Annotated in this window: 2 protein-coding genes; both read right to left on the bottom strand. The window is 38.2% G+C overall.

From position 1 onward, the window contains the following. On the bottom strand, positions 1 to 228 hold a 228-nt coding region (locus HHU12_RS34260), incomplete at its 3' end, for a hypothetical protein (protein ID WP_205960089.1). A gap of 65 nt (positions 229 to 293) precedes the next feature. Beyond that, positions 294 to 716 carry a helix-turn-helix domain-containing protein gene (locus tag HHU12_RS34255; protein WP_169661197.1) on the bottom strand — a complete coding sequence of 141 codons (423 nt, stop codon included), beginning with the start codon at positions 714 to 716 and terminating at the stop codon, positions 294 to 296. Between the last annotated feature and the right edge of the window lie 46 nt (positions 717 to 762).

The following is a 762-nucleotide window of genomic DNA, read 5'->3' as shown; positions in this document are numbered from 1 at the left end:
AGTTTCGATAATAAAAGAAGCACTTATATTCTTTTCCGAATTTCGATAGAGAAACTGATTTGTTCTTGAAAAGAGTCCAAAGCAATTGATGGACTTTCCTTTGCTGACTTTGATAGCAACATTTTCATCATCGAATTGCCATGCATAAGGGACGTACCCCTGTTCAGAAAACTTGGTCTCGTCTCCAAAAAACAGGTCAATTTGCCCCTGTGCAGCTTGCTTTTCCAAAGCTACCAGCATTTCTTTTCGTACTTGATACAGTTCTGATAAACATATATGTTTAGGCCTTCGTCTCACTCGTTTCCATCGGCAGCCAATGCTTTTAAAAAGCGCTGAAGAGTTTTCAAGCTGAATGACTTACCTAGATCTTCTTCTAAGATATCTTTGGCTTGCTTGAGTCTTTGACGCTCCTTCTGAACGGTGGCTTTGACTACAGTTTCATCCTTTTCTTTGTCGAAGATGGGCTTTCTTCCTTGTCCGGACTTTGTCTGCAAACCCTTAATTCCATGTTGCTGATATTGTTTGCACCATTTATTTATAGGTTGAATCGTAACATCGAAAATAGTGGCTATTTCTTCCGATGTCTTGCCTTGACTCTTCAACAGAATATAATGGCATCTCCTTGAAAATTGAACGGACTCAGAATATTTATAGCCTTCTTCAAGCTCGCGCTTCGCTGTTTCCGTTAATTCTATAACTTTTGTTTTACGACCCATAATTAGGGTATAAATATAGCTTATATTTTAATTTGTCTCAGTACTT

Source organism: Flammeovirga aprica JL-4 (genome assembly GCF_012844305.1).
In the GTDB taxonomy this organism is placed as follows: domain Bacteria; phylum Bacteroidota; class Bacteroidia; order Cytophagales; family Flammeovirgaceae; genus Flammeovirga; species Flammeovirga aprica.
This window is presented reverse-complemented; position numbering and strand designations above follow the sequence as displayed.